Source organism: Streptomyces sp. CA-210063 (assembly GCF_024612015.1).
Lineage (GTDB): Bacteria > Actinomycetota > Actinomycetes > Streptomycetales > Streptomycetaceae > Streptomyces.
In genome coordinates, this window is record NZ_CP102512.1 from 9,917,656 (window position 1) to 9,939,571 (window position 21,916).

Annotated in this window: 19 protein-coding genes; 7 read left to right on the forward strand and 12 right to left on the reverse strand. The window is 71.8% G+C overall.

Annotated elements, in window-relative coordinates; genetic code table 11:
- Nucleotides 1-109 precede the first annotated feature (109 nt).
- Together JIX56_RS43515 and rho are read right to left on the reverse strand one after the other, a co-directional pair.
- The gene (locus JIX56_RS43515) at nt 110-1,297 is read right to left on the reverse strand and encodes a D-alanyl-D-alanine carboxypeptidase family protein (protein WP_257549424.1); all 1,188 of its coding nucleotides are present in this window, start codon (nt 1,295-1,297) and stop codon (nt 110-112) included.
- A gap of 79 nt (nt 1,298-1,376) precedes the next feature.
- Entirely contained in the window at nt 1,377-2,519 is a 1,143-nt protein-coding gene (rho, locus tag JIX56_RS43520; protein WP_257549425.1) for a transcription termination factor Rho, read from the reverse strand.
- A gap of 375 nt (nt 2,520-2,894) precedes the next feature.
- On the opposite strand from rho, the gene JIX56_RS43525 reads away from it, so the two are divergent.
- Nucleotides 2,895-4,742, forward strand: a complete 1,848-nt coding sequence (locus tag JIX56_RS43525) for a sulfatase-like hydrolase/transferase (RefSeq protein ID WP_257549427.1) — start codon at nt 2,895-2,897, stop codon at nt 4,740-4,742.
- Nucleotides 4,743-4,918: 176 nt separating this feature from the next.
- Here JIX56_RS43525 and JIX56_RS43530 read toward each other — a convergent pair whose 3' ends face one another.
- Entirely contained in the window at nt 4,919-6,505 is a 1,587-nt protein-coding gene (locus JIX56_RS43530; protein WP_257549429.1) for an alpha-amylase family glycosyl hydrolase, read from the reverse strand.
- Between the two features lie 64 nt (nt 6,506-6,569).
- Between JIX56_RS43530 and JIX56_RS43535 the strand changes: the two genes are divergently transcribed.
- A complete protein-coding gene (locus JIX56_RS43535) occupies nt 6,570-7,310 on the forward strand; it encodes a class I SAM-dependent methyltransferase (protein ID WP_257549431.1) in 741 nt (246 codons plus the stop codon).
- A 156-nt stretch (nt 7,311-7,466) separates the two neighbouring features.
- Here the strand turns inward: JIX56_RS43535 and JIX56_RS43540 are convergent, their stop codons facing one another.
- The 7 genes from JIX56_RS43540 to JIX56_RS43570 all read right to left on the reverse strand — a co-directional run bounded on the left by JIX56_RS43540 (nt 7,467) and on the right by JIX56_RS43570 (nt 14,250).
- The gene (locus tag JIX56_RS43540) at nt 7,467-8,621 is read right to left on the reverse strand and encodes a serine hydrolase domain-containing protein (protein WP_257549433.1); all 1,155 of its coding nucleotides are present in this window, start codon (nt 8,619-8,621) and stop codon (nt 7,467-7,469) included.
- Nucleotides 8,622-8,773: 152 nt separating this feature from the next.
- A complete protein-coding gene (locus JIX56_RS43545; RefSeq protein ID WP_257549435.1) occupies nt 8,774-9,742 on the reverse strand; it encodes an acetylxylan esterase in 969 nt (322 codons plus the stop codon).
- Between the two features lie 104 nt (nt 9,743-9,846).
- On the reverse strand, nt 9,847-11,445 hold the full coding sequence (locus JIX56_RS43550; protein ID WP_257549437.1) for a solute symporter family protein: 1,599 nt from the start codon (nt 11,443-11,445) through the stop codon (nt 9,847-9,849).
- Entirely contained in the window at nt 11,439-11,957 is a 519-nt protein-coding gene (locus JIX56_RS43555) for a DUF485 domain-containing protein (protein ID WP_257549439.1), read from the reverse strand. Before JIX56_RS43555 ends, JIX56_RS43550 begins: the two co-directional genes overlap by 7 nt.
- 183 nt (nt 11,958-12,140) lie before the next feature.
- Nucleotides 12,141-12,725, reverse strand: coding sequence for an Rv1733c family protein (locus JIX56_RS43560; protein ID WP_257549441.1), 585 nt, complete (start codon nt 12,723-12,725; stop codon nt 12,141-12,143).
- 156 nt (nt 12,726-12,881) lie between these two features.
- Nucleotides 12,882-13,652 (reverse strand): ferredoxin reductase, encoded by a 771-nt coding sequence (locus JIX56_RS43565; protein ID WP_257549443.1) that lies wholly within the window; start codon nt 13,650-13,652, stop codon nt 12,882-12,884.
- Nucleotides 13,645-14,250: a sulfite oxidase-like oxidoreductase gene (locus JIX56_RS43570; protein ID WP_257549445.1), complete on the reverse strand. Its 606-nt coding sequence runs from the start codon at nt 14,248-14,250 to the stop codon at nt 13,645-13,647. Before JIX56_RS43570 ends, JIX56_RS43565 begins: the two co-directional genes overlap by 8 nt.
- A 211-nt stretch (nt 14,251-14,461) precedes the next feature.
- On the opposite strand from JIX56_RS43570, the gene JIX56_RS43575 reads away from it, so the two are divergent.
- The 4 genes from JIX56_RS43575 (at nt 14,462) to JIX56_RS43590 (ending at nt 18,920) form a co-directional block, all read left to right on the forward strand.
- Nucleotides 14,462-15,187, forward strand: a complete 726-nt coding sequence (locus JIX56_RS43575; RefSeq protein WP_257549447.1) for a GNAT family N-acetyltransferase — start codon at nt 14,462-14,464, stop codon at nt 15,185-15,187.
- Between the two features lie 162 nt (nt 15,188-15,349).
- A complete protein-coding gene (locus JIX56_RS43580; RefSeq protein WP_257549449.1) occupies nt 15,350-16,126 on the forward strand; it encodes a putative protein N(5)-glutamine methyltransferase in 777 nt (258 codons plus the stop codon).
- 143 nt (nt 16,127-16,269) lie between these two features.
- Complete coding sequence (locus JIX56_RS43585) at nt 16,270-18,285, forward strand: NADPH-dependent 2,4-dienoyl-CoA reductase (protein ID WP_257549450.1); 2,016 nt, start codon at nt 16,270-16,272, stop codon at nt 18,283-18,285.
- Nucleotides 18,286-18,344: 59 nt separating this feature from the next.
- Complete coding sequence (locus JIX56_RS43590) at nt 18,345-18,920, forward strand: PadR family transcriptional regulator (protein WP_257549452.1); 576 nt, start codon at nt 18,345-18,347, stop codon at nt 18,918-18,920.
- Nucleotides 18,921-18,959: 39 nt separating this feature from the next.
- Here the strand turns inward: JIX56_RS43590 and JIX56_RS43595 are convergent, their stop codons facing one another.
- Together JIX56_RS43595 and JIX56_RS43600 are read right to left on the reverse strand one after the other, a co-directional pair.
- Nucleotides 18,960-19,508 (reverse strand): hypothetical protein, encoded by a 549-nt coding sequence (locus JIX56_RS43595; RefSeq protein WP_257549454.1) that lies wholly within the window; start codon nt 19,506-19,508, stop codon nt 18,960-18,962.
- Nucleotides 19,509-19,714: 206 nt separating this feature from the next.
- Nucleotides 19,715-20,695, reverse strand: a complete 981-nt coding sequence (locus JIX56_RS43600; protein WP_257549456.1) for a fibronectin type III domain-containing protein — start codon at nt 20,693-20,695, stop codon at nt 19,715-19,717.
- A gap of 451 nt (nt 20,696-21,146) precedes the next feature.
- Here JIX56_RS43600 and JIX56_RS43605 point away from each other — a divergent pair, with 451 nt between their 5' ends.
- Entirely contained in the window at nt 21,147-21,830 is a 684-nt protein-coding gene (locus JIX56_RS43605) for a glycoside hydrolase family 75 protein (RefSeq protein WP_257549458.1), read from the forward strand.
- Nucleotides 21,831-21,916 lie beyond the last annotated feature (86 nt).

Below are 21,916 nucleotides of genomic sequence, written 5' to 3' on the forward strand. Positions count from 1 at the left end.
GCAGCGTCGTCTGGCTGTGGTTCGACGACGCGTCCGGCATCGGCGGCTTCGTCGGCAGCAACACCTATGTGTGGATCACGCTCGGCCTGCTGCTGTGGCTGCCGATCGGTCAGTCCCGGACGAGCCGACCGCTCTTGAGCCGCAGAGCCAGTGCCACGGCCGCCGCACCGAGTCCGGCCGCGCCCGTGATCACGCCCGCCGCCGGCCAGCCGGGACCGGTGACTTCCTCCTTCTCCTCAAGGACGGGCGGTGACTCGGGGCCGGTCTGAGGAGCCGCCGCCGGGCGCGGCGGCACGAGGGAGCCCACGGCGTCGACGCGCCCGGCGGCACGGAAACCCCAGTCGAGGAGCGACCGTGCCTCCTCGTAGACGGCGAGGCCGCCGCCCGTCCGGGGCCGCATCACCGTGACGACGAGGGTGCGTCCGCCCCGTTTCGCGGCGGCGATCAGGGTGTTGCCCGCCTTGCTGGTGTAGCCGTTCTTGATGCCGATCAGCCCCGGGTAGCGGTCGACACCGGCGCCGGTGAGCAGCCGGTTGGTGTTCTGGATGTCGTACGACCAGCCACCCGCCGGGAACTTCGCCGTGGCCGTGGAGCAGTACGCGGCGAACTCCGCGTTGCGCAGCCCGGCCCGACCGAACACCGCCAGGTCGTACGCGGACGACACCTGGCCGGGCGCGTCGTAGCCGTCGGGCGAGACGACCCGGGTGTCCCGGGCGCCCAGGGAGCGGGCCTTGTCCTGCATCTGCTCCGCAGTGGCCCGCCAGCCGCCGTTGAGGGCGGCCAGGACGCGTACGGCGTCGTTGCCCGAGCTGAGGAAGACACCGCGCCACAGGTCGGCCACCCGGTAGGTGCGGTTCTCCTTCACGCCGACCAGACTGCTTCCGGCGCCGACGCCCGCCAGCTCCGCACGCTCGACGGTGTGTCTCAGACCCGCCGGCAGGCCCGGCAGCACGGTGAGCGCGAACAGCGCCTTCAGCGTGCTCGCCGGCGGCAGTTTGCGGTGCGCGTTGTGCGCGGCGAGCACCTCGCCGGTACCGGCGTCGGCCACCAGCCACGACACCGCGGAGACGTCCCGGGGCACGCGGGGCGCCCCGGCCCGTGGCCGCGCCTGTGTCCCCGGCCGGTAGAGCGACGGCGGCTCCTGCCCGGCCTTGGCGTCCTGTGCGCCCGTCCCGAACGGGAGGCCGGCGCCCTCCGGGTTCGTCGCGACGGCCAGGGCAGCGAGCGTACAGACGGCGGAGCAGCAGACGGCGACGCGGGCCACACGGGAGGTACGGGATGAGAATCCGATGGTCATACCGCAAACGTAGAAACGGACGTGCCGTAGTCCGGGATGCCGGGCCGAGTGAGCGGATCGAGCACCCGGATGCCTCACGTCATGCCGTCGGCAGCGTGGGCTGCACCTGGCGCAGGAACGTCGCGTTGTCCGGGGTGGCGCGCAGCCGCTCAAGGAGCGTTTCGAGGTTGGCCTGTCCCTCGCGGGACCGCAGGGCGCGCCGCAGCCCTCGTACGGCGCTCAACTCGCCCGGTGTCAGGAGGAGTTCCTCGCGGCGGGTGCCGGACGGGGTGATGTCGACGGCGGGGAAGACGCGCCGGTCGGCGAGGGCGCGGTCCAGGCGGAGTTCCATGTTGCCGGTGCCCTTGAGCTCCTCGAAGAAGAAGTCGTCGGCACGGGAGCCGGTCTCCACCAGGGCGGTGGCCAGGATGGTGAGGGAACCGGCCTCCTCGGTCAGCCGGGCGGCGCCGAAGAGCCGCTTCGGGCCCTGGAGCGCGGCGGCGTCGACACCGCCGCTGAGGGTGCGGCCACCGGCGGCGGCCGCGTTGTTGTGGGCCCGGCACAGCCGGGTCAGGGAGTCCAGCAGGATCACGACGTCCTCGCCCTGTTCGACGAGGCGCTTGGCGCGTTCCACGACGAGTTCGGCGAGTGCGATGTGCTGCTTGGGGGAGCGGTCGAACGTCGAGGCGTACACCTCGCCCCGCACGGAGCGCCGCATGTCGGTCACCTCCTCGGGCCGTTCGTCGAGGAGCACCACCATCAGGCGGGCCTCGGGGTGGTTGGCGGCGATCGCGGCGGCCACCTGCTGGAGCAGCACCGTCTTGCCGGTCTTGGGCGGGGCCACGATCAACCCGCGCTGGCCCTTGCCGACGGGGGCCACGAGGTCGACCAGACGGCCCGTCAGTCCGCTCGCCGGGTGTTCGAGCCGCAGCCGCTCGCGCGGGTGCAGCGGGGTGAGGTCGTGGAAGTGCGGGCGGCCGCGCAGCTCTTGGGGCGTACGGCCGTTGATCCGCTCGACCTCGGTGAGGCCGCGCCGGCCGTCGCGTACGCCCTCGACGGTGTCGCCCTTGCGCAGGCCGTACCGGCGGATCAGCGCGGCGGGGACCTGCGGGTCGGCGGCGGTGGGCAGGCCGCGCTCGGCGCGCAGGTGTCCCTGCCCGCCCTGTGCGATCTCCAGGACGCCGGTGACCCGGGCCGGAGGCTGCCGATCTGTGGAAGTGCGTTCGAGTGTGGTGGTGGTCATGAGTGGGGGTCCTTTCAAGGACGTGAGGGAAACGCATGGGGGAAGGGGAGGGGAAGGCACACACCCGGGCTACGGCTGAGCCGTTCAGGGCCGCGTGTGAGAGGCGGCCTGTGCGTCGCGGGTGGTACGGGGAAGCCGAGGGCCGGTCGGGAATCGACGGGCGGTTCAGCGGAGAGATCTCAGGATCTGAGAGAGAGCGGCACCGGAGCCCGGGAACGGGCGATACACACGTGCCAAGCTAATTGTACCACCACTAGTGGTGGGCCGTTGGGGAGTTCCTTGCCGATGGCTTACCCGTGGTCTTTGAACTGATGGCGCGGGTCCCCCGTACAGATGGGGGCACCACCAGCGGTCTTCGCACGGAAGGAACGTCGCGTGTCGCTCTTCACGCGCTCCAGCCCCTCACCGGACACGGACGAGACGGACGAGGCGGACGAGACGGGCAAGTCGTCGGCGGTGGACCCGTCGGCGTCGGACCCGTCGGCGTCGGACAGCCCCGTCGAGGACACGCCGGCGCAGACCGGCGGGCCCGTCCGCCGATGGCGGAGGTACCGGACGGCGTTCCAGCAGAAGTACCCGGTCGCCGCACGCGGCCTCTCCTGGGGCATCACCGCGCTGGCCGCCGCCCTGGTGTTCTTCGCGCTGCTCATGCCGGGCCAGGCCGAGTACTTCGTGGCGCGGCAGTTCCTGCGGATACCGGTGGAGCCGATCCTCGGTGCCGCCCTGCTGCTCGTTCTGCCCCGCAGGCCGAGGCTGGTCGCGGCGGTCGTCATCGGGGTGGGCCTGGCCGCGCTGGTGGTCGTGAAGGCGCTGGACATCGGCTTCAACCAGTTCCTAGGCCGCGGCTTCAACGTGGTCCTCGACTGGGGGCTGCTCGACGACGCCGAGTCGTACACGCAGGACACCCTCGGCGGTACGGGCGCCAAGGTCGCCGTGATCGGCCTCGCGGTCCTGGTGCTGCTGCTGTTCGTCGTCATGTCGCTGGCGGTGGTGCGGCTGGTGAACCTCCTGGTCAGCGACCGCGACCGGGCGACCAAGGGCACGATCGTCGCCGGAACCGTGTGGATCACCTGCGCGGCGCTCGGCCTGACACCGATCGAGAACACCGCGGTCGCCTCCCGGAACACCATCGGGTTCGTGCAGGACCGCTGGGACCGGGTGCGGGAGACGCTCAGGGACGAGGCCGCGTTCGCCAAGGAGGTCAAGAAGGACAAGTTCGCCGAGGTGCCCGCCGACCAGCTGCTGACCGGACTGCGCGGCAAGGACGTCATGATCTCCTTCGTCGAGAGCTACGGCCGCGCCGCCCTCGAGGACCCGGCCATCGCGCCGGGCGTGAACGCGGCGCTCGACGAGGAGGGCGAGGCGCTGACCAAGGCCGGGTTCGCGGCGAAGAGCGGCTGGCTGACCTCCGCGACGTACGGCGGCAGCAGCTGGCTCGGCCACTCCACGTTCCTGACCGGCCTGTGGATCGACAACCAGAGCCGCTACCGCACGGTCACCGCCGGCGAACGCCTCACCCTGCCCGGCGCGTTCGCCAAGACGGGTGCCTGGCGGACGGTCGGCGTCGTGCCCGGCGTCCAGTACAACTGGCCGGAAGGCGACTTCTACGGCTTCGACAAGGTCTACGACTCCCGCGATCTCGGCTACCAGGGGCCGAAGTTCAGCTGGTCGACCATGCCCGACCAGTACGCCCTCACCGCGTTCGAGCGTCTGGAGGCCGCCAAGAAGGGCGGCAAGCCGCTGATGTCGGAGATCATCCTGACCTCCAGCCACCAGCCGTGGGCGCCGCTGCCGGAGATGATCGGCTGGGAGGAGGTCGGCGACGGCTCGGTCTACCAGGGCGTCGAAAAGGCGGGCAAGGACCCCGCGGACGTGTTCACCGACCCCGTCGAGGTGAAGGAGGAGTACGGCAAGTCCGTCCAGTACTCGCTGCACAGCCTCCTTGAGTACGTGGAGAAGTACGGCGACGAGAACACCGTGCTGGTCTTCCTCGGCGACCACCAGCCCATGGCCAGCGTCAGCGGCAACGGCGCCGACCACGACGTACCCGTCACCATCGTCGCCCGCGACCCGAAGGTCCTCGAAAAGATCGACGACTGGGGTTGGTCCGACGGCCTGCGGCCCGGCGACGACGCTCCCGTATGGCGTATGGACTCCTTCCGCGACCGCTTCCTCACCGCGTACGGCGAGGAGCCGACTGTCGCCGACTCGCCCGGACGGTAGACACACCGAGGAGGCCGGGGCCCACCGCCCCGGCCTCCTCGCGTTCCGGACCGCTGCACGGCAGAGTGTCGATCCGGCTGCCGCCGAGCCCGTCGCCCCCTGGGTCGCGGAACACGGCGGGAGCGGCATACGGCTCCACGGACACCGACCGCGGACCAGGACCGGGGCCCTGACGATCATCCGCCGAGTTCGAAGATCCCGTACCCGAAGCCCTGCGCGGTGATGGTGCCGTCGGCGATCTCCACGCCCTGTGCCTCCAGGGCGCTGTCGACGGCAACCGCGTACGGGCAACTCGCCTCGTGCCGCTGCGGGTTGACCACCACCAGGTACCGCCCACCCCGCACGTACACGAACGGATACCCCACGTTCAGCACCTCCACCGAGCCGTTGGAGCCCAGCTCCGGAGTGCGCCTGCGCAGGGCGATCAGGCGGCGTACGAGAGGGAGGAGGGAGGTGTCGTCGGCGCGCTGGGCGGCGACGGTCGGGCGGTCGGGGGAGGGGTCCACGGGGAGGTAGAGGCGGTCGGCAGGGGCGGTGGAGAAGCCCGCGTTCGGGGTGTCGTCCCACTGCATGGGGGTGCGGGAGCCCGCGCGGTTGTAGCGGGGGCCGAGGACGCTGCCCTCCTTGTCGGGCAGGCCCGGGACGTAGCGCATGCCGATCTCGTCGCCGTAGTAGATCGCCGGGAGCGTCGGCCACGTCAGCTGGAAGGCGAAGGCGGCGGGGAGCTGGTCGGCCGTGCGGGGTCCGCAGTTGAGGCGGGAGAAGTCGTGGTTGGAGGTGGGCAGGGAGATGGAGCCCGTGCCGTCGACGGCTGTGGTCGCCTGTCGCCAGGCCTCGACGAAGGGGCGCGGTGATCCCCTGCCGCTCGCGTCGAAGAAGCAGTCGAGCGGATCCCAGGTCTCCTCGACCGTGCCCTCGCCGTTGTTCCAGAGCGAGCGCAGGGCGAGGCCGTCGGTGGGGCCTCCGAAGTGGAGGAAGAAGTCGGCGTGGAAGCCGGCCGGGATCGAGACCTCCGGCTCGCCCCATTCGGCGAGCAGCACGGCGTCCGGGTGGGCGGTGTCCAGCCAGTGCCGCAGTTCCGTCCAGATACGGGCGGTCTCGACCTTGCCCGGGTCGTCCTTGACGAGCGACGAGGCCATGTCGACACGGAAGCCGGCGAGACCGAGGCCCAGCCAGTGATCCATGATCGTGCGGAGCGCGTGGCGGTTGGCGCGCGGGCCGTCAGCGTCGACCGGCAGCCGCCAGGGTTCGGCCGGATTCCCGCGCGCGTAGCCGAAGTTGAGGGCCGGCTGGGAGTCGAAGAAGTTCGGGAGGTACGCGCCCGGGCGGGTCCCGGGAGAGGCGACGAAGCCGTCGGGGCGGCCCTGTGCCGTCCAGATGTAGCGGTGGTCGTCGGGGTCGTTCGCGGCGGCCTGGAACCACGGGTGGTCGATGGACGTGTGCCCGGCGACGAGGTCCAGCAGGATCCGGATGCCCCGGCGGCCCGCCTCGTCGACGAGCCCCGCCAGGTCGTCGTTCGAGCCGTAGCGCGGGGCGACGTTCAGATAGTCGGCGACGTCGTACCCGGCGTCGCGGAACGGTGACACGAAGCAGGGGTTCAGCCAGACGGTGTCGACGCCCAGCCAGGACAGATGGTCGAGGTGGTCGGTGATTCCGGCGAAGTCCCCGATGCCGTCTCCGTCGGAGTCGGCGAAGGACTGCGGATAGATCTGGTAGAAGACGGCGTCGGCCAGCCAGGTCGGGGCAGGACGGAACGAAGTCATGTACCGGACCATAGGCGAGGGCGTACGCCGCCCGCTGCCCCGAGCCAAGGCCTAAGCTGACGTGATGTTCACCCCGCAAGGCCCCAGCCTCCGCGAACTCGCCGTTCAGGCGCTCTCGTCCGTCGAACACGGCTACGACCTGCTCGCGCCGAAGTTCGACCAGACCCCGTTCCGTACGCCGGACAGCGTCCTGGACGCGGTCGGGGCGGCCCTGTCGTCGATGGGGCCGTTCGAGTACGGGCTTGACCTCTGCTGCGGCACCGGGGCCGGGATGGAGGTGCTGCGCGAGGTGTGCCGGGAGAGCGTCACCGGCGTCGACATCAGCGCGGGGATGCTGGCGGTGGGGAGGGAGCAGGTGGGCTCCGGCGCCCCCGACCCCGGCGGCCCCCGCGTCTCCTGGGTGCGCGGCGACGCCCGCGCCCTCCCCTTCGCCCCCGTCTTCGATCTGGCCGTCAGCTTCGGCGCGTTCGGGCACTTCCTGCCGGACGAGCTGCCGGGACTGTTCGCCCAGGTCCACTCCGTGCTGCGGCCGGGCGGCCGCTTCGCCTTCCCGCTGCCGGCGCCCGCCCCGCCGCGCTCACCCTGGTACTGGGCGGCGCTCGGCTTCGACGCGGCGATGCGGGTGCGCAACGCGGTCTGGCGGCCGCCGTTCGTCATGTACTACCGGCCGTTCCGGCTCGGCGTCGTACGGACCGAGCTGGAACGCGCCGGCTTCGAGGTGGAACTGTTCGCGCTGCCCGAGTTCGGGCAGCGCGCCGACGGCAGCCCGCGGTGCCGGATGGTGGTGGCCACCCACAAGGGGTGACCGGTTCGGGTGATCGCCGGATTCCGGCAGGGGGCGCGGTTCGACGGGGCGAGTCCGCGCCTTGATCAGTTCACCCGGCGCTTCAACGAGGTGTACCGGGTGGCTCCGCACCGGTGGCGCAGGCGCTCCAGCCGTTCGCCGGCCGACCCCGGCGCGTCAGAGTGCGCTGTACAGCGCGTCGACCAGCGCCATCTTGCGCGGGTCGTCGGCGATGCGCGGGCCCATGCGGTTCATGACATAGCCGAGGGAGACGCCCGCTTCCGGATCGGCGAGGCCGCAGGAGCCGCCGTAGCCGTCGTGGCCGAAAGCCCTCGGGTTCGGCCCGTACGAGCCGTGCGGGCCGCTCAGCCACAGCCCGAGGCCGATCTCCGTGTCGCGGCCGAACCCCGCGCCCAGCACCAGGTCACGGCAGCCGCCCTGGGCCTCACGGACCCGCTCGGCCGCCTCCGGTGACAGCACCCGCTGCCCGCCCCAGGTGCCCCGCAGCGCGAGGATCCCGTACAGCGCGGCGACCGCCCGGGCGGTGCCGTGGCCGTTGGCGGCCGGGACCTCGGCGGCCCGCCACTCGGGGCTGTTGGCCTCGGCGGCGCCGACCACCGGGTTGGCGAGGGCGGCCAGCGCGGTGGGCGTCAACTGGGCGAAGATCGCGGCCTGTTCACTGGTCGTCGCGGTCGGCGGATGGACCAGCTCGGCCGCCCTCGACGCCTTCGCGTCCGGCAGCCCGATCGTGAAGTCGATACCGAGCGGCCCGGTGACGTCCCGCTCCAGGAACGCGCCCGGCAGCAGCCCCGACACCCGCCGGACCACCTCGCCGACGAGGAAACCGAACGTCATCGCGTGGTACCCCGACTGCGTGCCCGGCTCCCACCAGGGCTCCTGCGCCGCGAGCCGCTTCACCGTCAGCTCCCAGTCGCACAGCTGCGCGAACGAGTGCGGCTCACGCGGCCCGGCGAGCCCCGACCGGTGCGACAACAGATGACGTACGAGTACACCCTCCTTGCCCGCCGCCGCGAACTCCGGCCAGTACGCGGCCACCGGGGCGTCCAGGTCGAGCAGCCCCCGGTCCGTGAGGAGGTGCGCGCACAGCGCGGTCGGGCCCTTGGACGTGGACCACACGTTCACCAGGGTGTCCCGCTCCCAGGGGCGGGTCCGCGCCCCGTCGGCCCAGCCGCCCCACAGGTCCACCACGGTCTCCCCGTGCAGCGTCACCGTGACCGCCGCGCCCAGCTCGTCACGCGCGTCGAAGTTCTCCTCGAACGCGCTCCGCACGGCCTGGAACCGTGCCTCGCAGTGACCCCGCACCTCAGACATGCACCCCTCCGTCGTCCACGCAGGTCACCCGGGCGCGGACCACCCGGGCTCCCTGAACATACCGACTGGTCGGACAGGAGGGAACCCGTGCGGCGGAACCGCTGTCACCGGCACCCGCGCGGCCTGGGCGGTGCCCGGGCTGCCCGGCCCTCTCAGAACTGCGAGGCCAGCCAGCGCAGCTTGACCGCCTCCTGGAAGGGGCCGCCGCCCTCGTGGTCGTTGAAGTCGTAGACCTCGATGCGCTTGTTGGCCTCGGCCCAGGCGTTGAACGCCGCGAAGACCGTGGAGGGCGGGCAGGTCTGGTCCTCCAGGGCCGCCGAGAAGAGGGCGGCGGCCCGGCCGCGCGCGGCGAAGTGCACCGCGTCGAAGTAGGCGAGGGTGCGCCCGACCTGCTCGGTGCGGCCGCGGTGGGTCTTGAGGTACTTGCCGATCTCGCGGTACGGATCGCGGTCGGTGATGGTCGTGGAGCGCGGGAAGTCGCACAGGAACGGCACATCGGGCGCGACCGCCACCAGGTCCGGGACGAGCCCGCCGACCGCGATGGAGATGCCGCCGCCCTGGCTGGAGCCGACGACGGCCGTGCGAGCGGCGTCGGTCAGCGGGTGGGAGCGGGCGGCCTCCACCGCGCGTACGGCGTCCGTATAGACCCGGCGGTAGTAGTAGTTCTCGGGGGCGTCGATGCCCCGGGTCATGAAACCGGGGAAGGCCGGTGCGCCGCCCACCGGGTCGGGGGTGTCGCCGCCTCCGCCCCAGGCGCTGCCCTGGCCCCGGGTGTCCATGACGAAGTGCGCGTAGCCCGCCGAGGCCCACAGGAGGTGGGTGTGGGGCAGGCCGCGGCCCCCGCCGTAGCCGATGAACTCCACGACGGTGGGCAGCGGTTCGGTGGCCTGGGCCGGGAGGACGAACCAGCCCTTGACCGGGTGCCCGCCGAACCCGGAGTACGTGACGTCGTACACCTCGACCGTCTTCAGGTGGGTCTCCACCGGCTCGAAACGGGCGCCGAGGTCGTGCTCGCGGGCCTCCTGGAGCGTCTTCGCCCAGAAGGCGTCGAAGTCCTCGGGCTCCGTTGAAGCGCTTCGATAACCACGGAGCTCGTCCAGGGGCAGGTCGAACAGGGCCATGAAGGACCACCTTTTGAGTTCTGGGTGTGCGGATGATCACACCGTACGTGGGGCGCCGCGGGCCCGCCAAGAGTGTTTCTTTCCGGGCCGCGACGCCCCACGGCTCACCTCTGGTCGGCCCCGATCAGGGCCCGGACCTCGAAGTCCTCGTACACGGTCTCCTCCTGCCGGGGACCGAGGCGGGAGCCGAGCCACCCCAGCAGGAAGCCCGCCGGGATCGACACGATGCCCGGGTTCTGCAGCGGGAACCACGCGAAGTCGGCGTGGGGGTAGACCGAGTCGGGGGTGGACGAGACGACCGGGGAGAACAGCACGAGCAGGACCGACGTGGCCAGACCGCCGTACAGGCTGAGCAGGGCGCCGCGGGCGGTGAACCCGCGCCAGAACAGGCTGTAGACGATGGTCGGCAGGATGGCGGACGCGGCGATCGCGAAGGCCAGGAACGCCAGGGTGGCCGTGTTGGTGCCCCAGGCCAGCAGGGCGAACATCATGCCGAGGACGCCCATGGCCACCGCCGCGATCCGGGCGACGCCCAGCTCCTGCGCCTCCTTGGCCTTGCCCTTGCGGATCACCTCGCCGTAGAGGTCGTGGGCGACGGACGAGGCGGCGGCGAGGGTGAGTCCGGCCGCCACCGCGAGGAGCGTGACGAAGGCCAGGGCCGAGACGATCGCGGTGAGGACTTCGCCGCCGAGTTCGTGGGCGAGCAGCAGTACGGCCGCGTCGCCCTTGTGGTCGATGTCCGAGATGGTGTCCCGGCCCACGACGGCGGTGGCGCCGAGGCCCAGCACACCGGCCATCAGGCACACGAACCCGACGAGACCCACGGCCCACACCACCGAGGCGCGCAGTACCCGGGTCTTGCGGGGCGCGAGCAGCCGCATCATCACGTGGGGGAGTGCGGCGAGCCCGAGCACGATGGCCAGTTGCAGACTGAAGAAGTCGATCTTGCTGATGGGGCCCGCCCCGTAGCGCAGGCCCGGCTGGAGGTACTCGCCGCCCAGCCCGCTGCCCGCGGTCGCGGACGCCAGGAGGCTGTCGATGTTCCAGTCGAAGCGGTTCAACACCAGCACGGCGACCACGGTGACACCGGCGACGAGCATCACGGCCTTGACCACCTGGATGAAGGTGGCACCCGGCATGCCTCCGATCGCCGCGTAGATCGTCACGATCGTGCCGATGATGATCACGACCATCGTCCGCGTGGTCGGGCCGGGTTCCCCCACGAACTGTGTCATCAGCGCGATGCTGCCGACCAGTTGGGCCACCAGATAGAGGGTGCAGACGGTGAGCGTGCAGACGGCGAGCGCCAGCCGGACGGATCGTTGCTGCAGTGGGAGCCGCCGGGCCAGGGCGTCGCCGAGCGTGAACCTGCCCGAGTTGCGCAGGGGTTCGGCGATGAGGAGCAGGACCATCATCCAGGCGACGACCGTGCCGCCGAGGTAGAGCAGACCGTCGTACCCGGTCAGGGCGACGAGGCCGGTGCTGCCGAGCAGTGTCGCGGCCGAGAGGTAGTCGCCGCACATCGCGAGGCCGTTGCGCAGCGGCGACATGTCACGGTTGCCGAGGTAGAACTCGCTGATCTCGTCGCGCTGCGGAGCCGTCAGCAACGCGGTGAACAGGGTGATCACGACGACGGACAGGAACAGCACGAACGTCAGCCGCAGGCTGAAGGCGTCGGCCACACTCGCGGAGAAGGTCACCATGTGCGCAGCCGCCGTCCGGCCGGAACGCGACGCTGCTCGGCCTCACTCTCCTCCAGGTGGGCACGGAGCCGGCGGGCGACCGGGTCGAAGTTCTTCCGCATGTGCCGTACGTACAGGTACGCGGTCACCCCCATGACGGCGAACTGGGCCAGGCCGAGGGTCAGTCCCAGCGTCAGATGCCCGATCAGCCGCTGGTTCATTACTCCTGGTACGAAACTCGACAGCAGGACGTACGTCAGGAATCCACCTACGGACAGCGAGGTCGCCCATACACCGAATCTGCGATATGCGGCGCTTATTGAACGAAATTCAGGGTGTGCGTGTATGGGCTGTCGGCTTGTCTGCGTGCGCCCCGCGCCGGATGCGGGAGAAGGGGAAAACGGATCACCTCCCTGGTTGGGCGGGGGAGGAAACGGGACGGAACTGTCGTACCGTGCCGTGTAGTTGGACACAATGCACCCTCTTCGCTGCCTTATGTCTCGCAGTCGACCCGGTCCGGTCGCGGTGATCATCGCAGGGAATTCGACAATCGCGGGAGTCGAGCCACTGTGCGGAAACTGTGGGGGAGGAAGCGGAGTATGTCAGCAAGGCTCTTGAAGTATCAACTGCGTTGAGGAGATGGATTTTGTGGATGTTTCGAGGGTGGCTGACATGCGGTGCGCAGCCATTGGCTGAGCAATGTTCTTGTCTTATGGTCATGCCCAGCGGTGCCCCCACTCGGGGCCCGTACGCGCCCACTCCTGTTCCCATTCGGCCAGCCGATGCCGGATGGCGACCCGGCGTACGACGAGATGCCCGAGCAGCACGATGCCGACGACGCCGCCCGTGGCACAGGTCCCCATGGACAGTGCGTGCTGCCAGACGGCGGTGTCGGTCGGCGGCGCCTGGACGCTGCGGCCCGCCGAGTCCAGCCAGACGTCGGCGCGGTCACCGCGGTCGGTGCCCGCCGGCACCCGAGCCTCGCCGGTCCGGGAGCCGCCGGCGGGCTCGGTCCAGCGGGCCTTCACCCAGTACATGGGCTGCTTGTCGCCGTGGGCCGTGGGCACCGGGTCCGGGGCGTTCTCGACGACCACGGCGCTGACCCGGTCGAGGGCGGCGCGCTCGGCCGCGGCATGCGCCCGCGCGTCCCCGTGGGCCCACCGGCCCACCGCGATCCCGGCCGCCGGGGCGCCGAGGACGAGGAGGAACACGACGAGCAGCACCGTCCACGCCTCGACGACGTCCGAGCGCCGGCGCAGCGGATTGGGGCGCCAGCGCCATCCGAACATCTGGCCTCGCATCTCGCCCTCCCTCACCGGCGTGGTCCTCCTGTACGAGAACCCCGGTTAGGACTGGTCCGCACTTCCGGTGTACCCGAAAGAGGACGCGATGGCATGGTTTGCGCCAGAAATCATGGAAGTGCGAACCAGCGGGGCGCGCTGTCCGGGCCGGACGTGTCAGCCGAACCGCTCGATACGGATACGGTGCACCGGCTGCCCGGCCTCGACCAGCAGCCGTGAGGCGTGCTCGGCGAACGCGTTGGAGCCGCACACATAGGCCTCCCATCCGCCCGGCGGCCGCTCGGCCAGCAGCGGCGCCACGTGCTCCGCCGACAGCCGGCCCACCGGCACCCCGTCGGGCGCCCGGCGCGTGAACACGGCGGTGGTCTCCGCGCCGTACTCCGCCGCGTAGATCAGCTCCTCGGGCCCACGCGCGGACACCAGCAGCCGCAGGGGTACGTCGAGGCCGCGCGCCCGGTGGTGGCGGATCATCGACATCAGCGGTACGACACCCGAGCCGGCCCCGACCAGCAGCGCCGGCCGGTCCCCGGGCCAGGCGAAGAAACCGCTGAGCGGGCCCCGCACCGCCACCTCGTCACCGGGCCGGGCCTCGGTGTGGAACCACCCGGAGACCTCACCGCCCTCGACGTGGTCCAGGGTCAGCTCGATGTGCCCGGCGTCGTCGGGCGGGGACGCCAGCGAGTAGTGGCGCTGCGCCGTGTAGCCGTCCCCGGCGGTCAACCGCAGCATCAGATGCTGTCCGGGCAGATGCCCCGCCCACCCGGGCACCGCGAACCGGAACGTGGCCACGGATGGCGTCTCCCGCCGGATCTCCGTCAGCGTCGCCGTCTGCCAGACCGCCGCCGCCCGGTCGCTCACGGCGATGCGCCCGGGTACGGCGAAGCGCGTGGGCGGCGTGAAACCTCCAGTGGTCGCTGTCTCAGTCACCGGAGTACCGCTGCTCCTCCCACGGGTTGCCCCGCGCGTGATAGCCGTTTTGCTCCCAGAAGCCGGGCTCGTCGTGGTCGAGGAGCGTCAGGCCGGCGATCCACTTGGCGCTCTTCCAGAAGTACAGGTGCGGCACCAGCAGCCGCGCCGGCCCGCCGTGCTCGGCGGGCAGCGGCTCGCCGTCGTACTCCCAGGCGATCCAGGCGCGCCCGCCGGTGAGGTCGGCGAGCGGAAGGTTCGTGGTGTAGCCACTGTGCGCGTACGCGACCGCGTGGGTGGCGGACGCGTCGGGCCGGACCACGTCCAGGAACGCGTCCAGCGACACTCCGCCGAACCGCACCCCGAACTTCGACCAACTCGTCACACAGTGGATGGCGCCCTCGTACACCGACGCGGGCAGCGTGTGCGCCTCGTCCCAGTCCCAGGAGCGCGGCTCGGCCACCAGACCGTCGATCCGGAACGTCCAGTCGGCGGGCGCGAGGTCGGGCGTGACCTCGGCGGACAGGACGGGCCAGTCGTCGCCGGAGTCGTACTGGCCGGGCGGCAGACCTGGACGGGGGACGCGAGGGCGTCCGGTGAAGCCTCGGGTGACGTTCATGGGGGTCCAACGTGACGGCGGTGATGGCTGAGTCGTACAACCGTACGTGGCGGTGAACCACGCTCCGCGCCCGGGGCGGTCGGCGGTCATCACGCCCGTAGGGAATTCCCGGCACCTCGAGAACGGCGCCCCCTACGATCTTCCCGGCACCTGAAGCCGAAGCCGGTCGGATACGGCCGGTGACCTGACAGCAGCGGAGGAGAGCGGGAGCATGGCCGAGTACGTGAGCGACATCGAGGGCACGGGCACCGCGCCGCACGTCCTCGACAACCCCACGCTCGCCTCCCTCACCGGACCGCACGCCCACTTCGCCGAGAAGCGCGGCCGGGTACTGCGCTATCCCGTCGAGGTGTCGCCGTGGCTCGCCCTGCCCGACGAGCCCGACGCCGTCGACTGGACGGACCTGGCGGCGATGGCGGGCCCCGGCGGGGAGTTCGCGGTCGCGGCCTACGAGGGGCGCTTCCCCGCCGACTGGGAGATCACCTTCGACCTGGAGGGCGTCCTGCTCGTCGACGACGGTGTCGCCGCCGCGCCGGACGAGGAGGCCGTACGGCTCGGCCCGGCCGATGTGCCCGAGGCGCTCGACCTGGTCGAACGCACGCGACCCGGCCCCTTCCTGCCGCGCACGATCGAACTCGGCACCTACCTCGGCATACGCCGGGGCGGCGCCCTTGCCGCGATGGCCGGCGAGCGGTTGCACCCACCCGGCTGGACCGAGATCAGCGCGGTCTGTACCGACCCGGCGTTCCGCGGCGAGGGCCTCGCCACCCGGCTGGTCCACGCCGTCGCCCACGGCATCCGCGAGCGCGGCGAAATCCCCTTCCTGCAGGCCGCCGCGGCCAACACGGGGGCCGTCCGGCTGTACGAGTCGCTGGGCTTCCGGCTGCGCGGCACCACCCGGTTCACGGGGGCCCGCATACCCGTGGACCTGCCATGACCATGCGGTAAGGTGACCGGGCCAGTCGCCACGTGGACCGAGGAGGTGAGACCCATTACCGCTGTGTCAGGTCGGGTGCTCTCATCTCAACGCGTCGCGGTGTACCGCCGATAGGCCCACCGCGGGAGCGCCCTTCGGCCCACCGAAAGGCTCTCGGCTCTCATGCCACTTCTTTCCACCACCTCTGTCGTCACGGCACTTCGCGCCGCCGGCTGCGTCTTCGCCGAGGACGAGGCGGAGTTGATCCTCACCACCGCGCGCACCCCGGACGAGGCCGCCGCCATGGTCGACCGGCGCGTCGCGGGCCTGCCCCTCGAACTCGTCCTCGGCTGGGCTGAGTTCGCGGGCCTGCGCATCACCGTGGAACCCGGTGTGTTCGTTCCCCGCCGCCGCACCGAGTTCCTCGTCGAGCGGGCCCTCGCCACGGTCCCCGGCGCCCGCGTCGTCGTCGACCTCTGCTGCGGCTCCGGCGCGGTGGGCGCCGCCCTGGCCGCGTCGCTCGACGGAGCCGAACTCCACGCCGCCGACATCGACCCGGCGGCGGTCCGCTGTGCCCGCCGCAACATCGCGCCGCACGGCGGCCACGCCCACGAGGGCGACCTCTTCGCGGCGCTGCCCGCCCGGCTGCGGGGCCACGTCGACATCCTCGCGGCGAACGTGCCGTACGTCCCCACCGGCGAGGTCCCGCTCCTGCCGAGCGAGGCCCGCGACCATGAACCGCTCGTCGCCCTCGACGGCGGCAGGGACGGCCTCGACGTCCTGCGCAGGGTCGCCGCCGAGGCCCCCGAGTGGCTCGCCCCGGGCGGCTGCCTGCTCGTCGAGACGAGCGAACGCCAGGCCTCGCACGCCCTCGACGCCCTGCGCCGCTCCGGCCTCACCGCGCACGCGGCCGTCCCGGAGGAGAGATACGCCCACGTGGTGATCGGCACCCGGCCCTGAGATCGGGGCCAAGGCGCTGAGGGACATGCCGAGGCTTCCACTCGCCTTGATGTGGCCTTGCCCTCAGCCATTGTGCAACTAGTTGCATAAACTGCGTGGCGTCGTCTACAACGGTGGGGACGACGCCACGCACGGAGGGCCCCATGAGCCGTTACCCGCACCTGCTGAGCCCGCTCGACCTGGGCTTCACCACACTCCCCAACCGCGTCCTCATGGGCTCCATGCACGTCGGCCTGGAGGAGGCCGCGCGCGGCTTCGAGCGCATGGCGGAGTTCTACGCGGCCCGGGCGCGCGGGGGAGTGGGTCTCATCGTCACCGGCGGCATCGCGCCCAACGAGGCCGGCCGGCCGTACGAGGGCGGCGCCAAGCTCACCACCGACGCCGAGGCCGAACAGCACCGCGAGATCACCGAGGCCGTACACCGCGAGGGCGGCCGGATCGCGATGCAGATCCTGCACTTCGGGCGGTACGCCTACCACCGTGACCTGGTCGCGCCGAGCGCCCTCCAGGCCCCGATCAGCCCGTACGTCCCGCACGCCCTCACCGACACCGAGGTCGAGCAGACGATCGACGACTACGCGCGGGCGGCCCGGCTCGCCCGGCAGGCCGGGTACGACGGCGTCGAGATCATGGGCTCCGAGGGCTATCTGATCAACGAGTTCATCGCCGCCGGGACCAACCACCGCGACGACCGCTGGGGCGGCTCGTACGAGAACCGCACGCGCTTCCCCGTCGAGATCGTGCGCCGGGTGCGCGAGGCGGTCGGCGAGGACTTCATCGTCGTCTACCGGCTGTCGATGCTCGACCTCGTGCCCGGCGGGTCCAGCTTCGACGAGGTGGTCACGCTGGCGAAAGCCGTCGAGGCGGCCGGGGCGACCCTCATCAACACCGGCATCGGCTGGCACGAGGCCCGCATCCCCACCATCGCGACCTCCGTGCCGCGCGGCGCCTACACCTGGGTCACCAAGAAGCTCATGGGCGCGGTCTCGGTGCCGCTCGTGATGACGAACCGCATCAACACCCCTGAACTGGCCGAGGAGTTGCTGGCCGACGGCCATGGCGACATGGTGTCCATGGCCCGCCCGATGCTCGCCGACCCGGAGTTCGTCAACAAGGCCCGCGACGGACGCTCCGACGCCATCAACACCTGCATCGGCTGCAACCAGGCCTGCCTCGACCACACCTTCAGCGGCAAGATCACCTCCTGTCTGGTCAACCCGCGCGCCTGCCACGAGACGGAGCTGGTGCTCTCTCCGACCCGGCGGCGCCTGCGCGTCGCCGTCGTCGGCGCCGGCCCGGCCGGCCTCGCCTGCGCGGTGAGCGCGGCCGAACGCGGCCACGAGGTCACGCTGTTCGACGCCGCGAGCGAGATCGGCGGCCAGCTCAACGTGGCCCGCAAGGTCCCCGGCAAGCAGGAGTTCGACGAGACCCTGCGCTACTTCCGCAACCGGCTCGACGCGCACGGCGTCGACATACGACTCGACACGCGCGTCGCGGCCGACGACCTCACGGCCTACGACGAGGTCGTCGTCGCCACCGGCGTCACCCCGCGCGCCCCCGAACTCCCCGGCGTGGACCACCCCAAGGTCCTCGGCTACCTGGACGTCCTGCGCGACGGCGCCCCCGTGGGCGACCGCGTCGCGATCCTCGGCGCCGGCGGCATCGGCTTCGACGTCGCCGCATACCTGACCGACGGCGGGGAGAAGGCGAGCGAGGACCCGGCGGCGTACTTCCGGCAGTGGGGCGTCGACATGGACTACCGCGCCCCCGGCGGCCTCGCCGCCCCCGAGCGCCCCGCCCCGCCGCGCTCGGTGCACCTTCTCCAGCGCAAGACCTCCAAGGTCGGCGCCGGACTCGGCAAGACCACCGGCTGGATCCACCGCACCGAACTCAAGCACCGCGGCGTCACCATGGTCCCCGGCGTCCAGTACGACCTGATCGACGACGCCGGGCTGCACGTCACCGTCGACGGCGTCCGCCAGGTCCTGGAGGTCGACACGGTCGTGCTCTGCACCGGGCAGGACCCGCGCCGCGACCTCTACGACGCCCTGGTCGCCGCCGGGCGCTCCGCGCACCTCATCGGCGGCGCCGACGTGGCGGCCGAACTGGACGCCAAACGCGCGATCAAACAGGGGACCGAGCTGGCGGCGGCGCTGTAGGAGGCCGGGCGGGGGCTCGGCGCGGGCTTCGGCGCCGTGGGCCTTCCTAGGATGAGCCCATGTCACTCCCGCACGCGATCCTCACCGCCCTGCTCGAAAAGCCCTCCTCGGGCCTGGAGCTGACCCGGCGGTTCGACCGGTCGATCGGCTACTTCTGGTCGGCGACGCACCAGCAGATCTATCGCGAGCTGGGAAAACTTCAGGCGCAGGGCCACATCAGGGCCCTGCCGAGCGAGGCTCCGACGCGGGGCCAGAAGAAGAGCTACGAGGTCCTGCCGGCCGGCCGTGACGAACTGGCCCGCTGGACCTCCTCGCCCCAGGACCCCAAGCCGTGGCGTGACGCCCTGTTCGTACGGCTGCGCGCCGCGGCGGTGGTCGGCACGACCGGTCTTGAGGACGACCTGCGCCGCCATCTGGTCCTGCACCGGCGGCAGTTGGCCGAGTACGAGGAGATCGAGAAGCGGGACTTCGGACCCGGCCGGGACACGGCTCAGGACCGGCTCCAGCATCTGATCCTGCGGGCCGGCATCGACCTGGAGACCTTCTGGACCCAGTGGCTGGCCAACGCCCTGGAGGAGTTCGAGCGGCTGCCGGGGGACACCGGTGGCCGCGCGGAGCGTTCGGGGAGCGAGTAGGCGGCCGTCCGTGTCACACGGCGACCGCCCACGCGTGGCTCACAGCCGGTGCGGCTTGGCGCGCCGGCGCAGGTACCAGACCGCGGCCACCGTGCCGGCGGCCACCAGTGCCCCGCCGCCCACGAGGGTGGCGGTGCCGTACTCCTGGGTGGCACCGCCGACGCCGCCCATGACGCCCAGGGAGGGCGAGGCGGTCGAGGGCGAGGCGGTCGTGGAGATGGTGGGGGTGGCGGCGGTGACGATGACCGACTGGGTGCCCGCCGTGTTCCCGTCCCTGCACACCACGATCACGGTGTACGTGCCGGGGAGCACGTTCGACCAGGCCGCGGACTGGGTGGTGCTCGTGCCGGTGAGCGTCGCCTGACGCCCCTGGGAGAAGTTCGCCTGCCCGTTGGAGAGCAGTGAGGCGTTGCCGAACACGCCGTTGGTGCTGTTGGGGCAATCGCTGGTGGTGACCGTGACCGAGGATCCCGTGGTGCTCACCGAGATCCCCGTGGTGACGGCGGCGGCCGGCGCGGTCAGGGCGATCGGCAGCGCGGCGGCGGCCACCGTCAGGCCGGAGCGGAGGAGTATCTGAGACGTACGCATGGGGTCTGCCCTCCAGCGGCACGGTTGGCGGCATCCCTTGCGCCGCCGAGGATCGGGAGACCCGTGCTGCCTGAGGGTGAGCCAACGTGCCCTTCGCCCCGCCCGCATGCGGACCGCCCCCGGGCAGGTGACGGATTCCGCCGTGCGGGGGACCTGGCTCACCCGGCGGCGGCCGACCGCGCTCACCCGGCGGTGGTCGACCCGGCTCACCCGGCGGTCGTCACCGTCCGTTCCGCCGAGAGTCCGCCCCAGCTCCCGTCCGGCAGCTTCGCCCGGATCCGCACCCGGTACGCCACCCCGGCCTCCCGGCCCACGTAGAAGCTGTACGTGGCTCGGCCCCGGGGCGGGGTCCCGCCCCAGACGAGCGTGGTCGCAGGCCGCCCGTCGAGCTGGATCTCGTACTCCGTGATCACACCGTCGGCACGCGGCGGCACCCAGGACAGCTCGATGGAGTACGCCCCGTCGGCCCGGCGCATGCCGGCGCGGAACCCGGTGGGCGCGGTGCCCCGCCCGTCGTCCGCCCCCGGCGCGGTGGTGAGCCGTACCGCCCGGCTCACGGGCGAGACGTTGTCCGCCGCGTCCCGCGCCCGCACGGTGAAGGAGTACCGGGTGCCGGGCCGCAACCCCGTGACCACGGCCGCCGTCTGCGCCCCACCCACACTGTGGATCTTCGAACCGCCCTGCAGGATGTCGTACGACACCACGCCCCGGTCGTCCGTCGACCGCCCCCAGGACAGCTGGACCGCCTTGCTCCCGACCACCTTTCCGCCGAGGCGCCCCGGCCGGCTCGGGGTCCGCCGGTCGGCCGGCGCGGCGGCGGGTGTCGTGGCGCGGACCTCCGCGCTGGGCGGCCCGAGATCCCCGGCGGCGCCACGGGCCCGGACCGTGAACACGTACGTGGTGGACGGTTCGAGCCGGGTGATGTCCACCATGTGCTCGCCGCCCGGCACGTCCTTCACCTTCGTCCGGCCCCGGTACACCTCGTATCCGGCGATCTCCGGCTCACCGGACGCCCGGTTCCACATGACGTGCACGCTGGTGGCGCTGCCCGCGGCGGCGGTGACGCCGGGCGGGGCCGGAGGCGGACGGCGACCGGGGCTCTCGTCCATGCCGCAGGCGGCCGTGAGGAGCAGTGAGCCGCAGAGCAACGGCACCAGGGCGAGTGCCGGGATGGGAACGCCTCGCACGATGCTGCCCCCTCGGACGTCGAACCACGGCGGGATTGGTCTGTACCTGTCTCCATGTATGACATGCCTGACGCGGTCACATCAAGGGTTGCGTCCTGAGTACATGTGCGCCGCGCGGATGCTCGCCGCGATCCCCGCGGTGGCCCCGGCGCGGTTCACGGCACTGCGCGCGGCACTGCGCACGGCTACGTATGCTGGTGCCCTGATACGGCGTGAACTCTCTTGCGCAGCAGGTCAGTTCACGCCGTACGGCGCGGGCCGCTGTCGTCGCCGATCCCGCGCCGCCGAGAGCGGCCGAGCGGCCGGGGCCGAGTTCGGCCCGGGCCCTCGGCCGCGCACCCGCGAGGCGGGCGCCGTGATCCGTCCGGCCCCCTCCCGGTGGCCGACCTCTCCTGCCCGCACGAACTTGGGGTGAGTGTCCGCCATGTCCCCCAGGAGAGGGTTCCCCATCGTGCGTGTCCGCTCCTTGATGCCGGCCGCCGTCGGCGCCGCCCTGCTGGCCCCCGTCGCCCTGCCCGCCCTCGCCCACCCGCAGCAGTTCCTCCAGCGTGAGGGCAGCGTGACCGCCGCCGACCTGCTGGCGAGGGTGCGCGGGTGCGTTCGGGTGTCGGAGGGGCTCTACCGCAGCGACGCCGGCACCCCCGCGGTCGTCCCCGTCTGCGGTCTCGACGGCGCGGTGTTCTGGAAGGCGGACATGGACATCGACTGCGACGGCCGGCCGAGCCCGCGCTGCAACCCCGACACCGACCCGTGGTTCCAGCCCACGACTTCCTTCCGGCAGTCCGACGGACGGTATCTCCGCTCCGAGACCCTGCCGTTCATCGTCGTGCCCACCCCGAGTCGCACCTGGGACTACCGCGTCCACGGCATCAAGGGCGGTTCGGTCGCCGCCGTCGTCTACGAGGGCCGGATCCAGTACGCCGTCGTCGGTGACACCGGCCCCAAGAACATCATCGGCGAGGCCTCGTACGCCACGGCCGAGGCCCTCGGCATCCGCCCCGACCCGCGCAGCGGCGGCACCGCCTCCGGCGTCACCTACATCGTCTTCGAGGACTCCCGGGTGAGCCCGATCGAGGACCAGGAGGCGGCGGTGGAGCAAGGGGAGGAACTGGCGCGGAAGTTGGTGCAGGGCTAGCGATACGTTGCGGGGAGGCGAGCTGAACATGCCTGCGGGGCCCGCCGCCTGAGGGAGTGGCAGGGCCCCTCACCCAAGAGGCACTT

Bases quoted from the DNA above. Each gene is read 5' to 3' on its own strand.
- JIX56_RS43560 (WP_257549441.1), bottom strand. From the start codon at position 12,725: ATGCGAGGCCAGATGTTCGGATGGCGCTGGCGCCCCAATCCGCTGCGC.
- JIX56_RS43515 (WP_257549424.1), bottom strand. From the start codon at position 1,297: ATGACCATCGGATTCTCATCCCGTACCTCCCGTGTGGCCCGCGTCGCC.
- JIX56_RS43550 (WP_257549437.1), bottom strand. From the start codon at position 11,445: ATGGTGACCTTCTCCGCGAGTGTGGCCGACGCCTTCAGCCTGCGGCTG.
- JIX56_RS43585 (WP_257549450.1), top strand. From the start codon at position 16,270: ATGAGCCGTTACCCGCACCTGCTGAGCCCGCTCGACCTGGGCTTCACC.
- JIX56_RS43540 (WP_257549433.1), bottom strand. From the start codon at position 8,621: ATGTCTGAGGTGCGGGGTCACTGCGAGGCACGGTTCCAGGCCGTGCGG.
- JIX56_RS43590 (WP_257549452.1), top strand. From the start codon at position 18,345: ATGTCACTCCCGCACGCGATCCTCACCGCCCTGCTCGAAAAGCCCTCC.
- JIX56_RS43530 (WP_257549429.1), bottom strand. From the start codon at position 6,505: ATGACTTCGTTCCGTCCTGCCCCGACCTGGCTGGCCGACGCCGTCTTC.
- JIX56_RS43555 (WP_257549439.1), bottom strand. From the start codon at position 11,957: ATGATCACCGCGACCGGACCGGGTCGACTGCGAGACATAAGGCAGCGA.
- JIX56_RS43570 (WP_257549445.1), bottom strand. From the start codon at position 14,250: ATGAACGTCACCCGAGGCTTCACCGGACGCCCTCGCGTCCCCCGTCCA.
- JIX56_RS43575 (WP_257549447.1), top strand. From the start codon at position 14,462: ATGGCCGAGTACGTGAGCGACATCGAGGGCACGGGCACCGCGCCGCAC.
- JIX56_RS43595 (WP_257549454.1), bottom strand. From the start codon at position 19,508: ATGCGTACGTCTCAGATACTCCTCCGCTCCGGCCTGACGGTGGCCGCC.
- rho (WP_257549425.1), bottom strand. From the start codon at position 2,519: ATGACCACCACCACACTCGAACGCACTTCCACAGATCGGCAGCCTCCG.
- JIX56_RS43535 (WP_257549431.1), top strand. From the start codon at position 6,570: ATGTTCACCCCGCAAGGCCCCAGCCTCCGCGAACTCGCCGTTCAGGCG.
- JIX56_RS43545 (WP_257549435.1), bottom strand. From the start codon at position 9,742: ATGGCCCTGTTCGACCTGCCCCTGGACGAGCTCCGTGGTTATCGAAGC.
- JIX56_RS43580 (WP_257549449.1), top strand. From the start codon at position 15,350: ATGCCACTTCTTTCCACCACCTCTGTCGTCACGGCACTTCGCGCCGCC.